Source organism: Alkalibacterium psychrotolerans (genome assembly GCF_054784355.1).
The window spans coordinates 1-626 of record NZ_BAAGPH010000055.1 but is presented as its reverse complement, the minus strand read 5'-3'; the positions used below and the strand labels follow the sequence as shown (position 1 = coordinate 626).

The window sequence follows — 626 nt, the reverse complement described above, 5'->3', positions numbered from 1 at the left end:
GTCTGACCAACCCAAAGTAAGCATACGAAACCCTCGCATAAAGGTTCCGGTTGAATGGTCATACACTTTTGCTAAAAGCTCGACTTTTTTGCTGCGGTTCCGACTGTATGTGGAATCGTCAATGATTAAGACACGTTCAGAATCGCTTTCCACTAAGGAAAGCAGGCGTTTCACAATGATTGACTCGCTCAATAGAATCAGAAATTTCCGCCAGTTAAAGGTTTTGGCATTCATGAACCGGTTTACAGTGTAAACACTAATTTCTTCAGGTGCTTTTGAAGAAAGGATAGCCTGGTTTCCAGATTTTGAGGTGAAGACTAGAGTAAACAAGAACTGAAAGAGTACCACAGGACTAACACCGCGAGTTTTTTTTACATTCGCTCGGTTCAAGAGTGTTCCAATTTTGAATTCTTTAAAAAAGTGGGAAACGGTCGATTCAACCTCGTGATTTTCTGATTTTTCTGGTAAAATATTAGTCATAAGACATCTCTCCTTTGAATGTTGTTGTGGTGACTACATTTTACCAAAGAGAGGTGTCTTTTTGTGTGTTTTTTGATAATTATTTATAAGAAGTTTCAATAACCGCAAGGGTTAAACCTGGATATTCAACTGCAAAACTTGAGTTA

At 38.3% G+C, this 626-nt stretch carries 1 pseudogene; it reads right to left on the bottom strand.

From position 1 onward, the window contains the following. A pseudogene (locus ACYVLS_RS08845) lies at positions 1-480 on the bottom strand (IS4 family transposase); the annotation flags it as partial. Between the last annotated feature and the right edge of the window lie 146 nt (positions 481-626).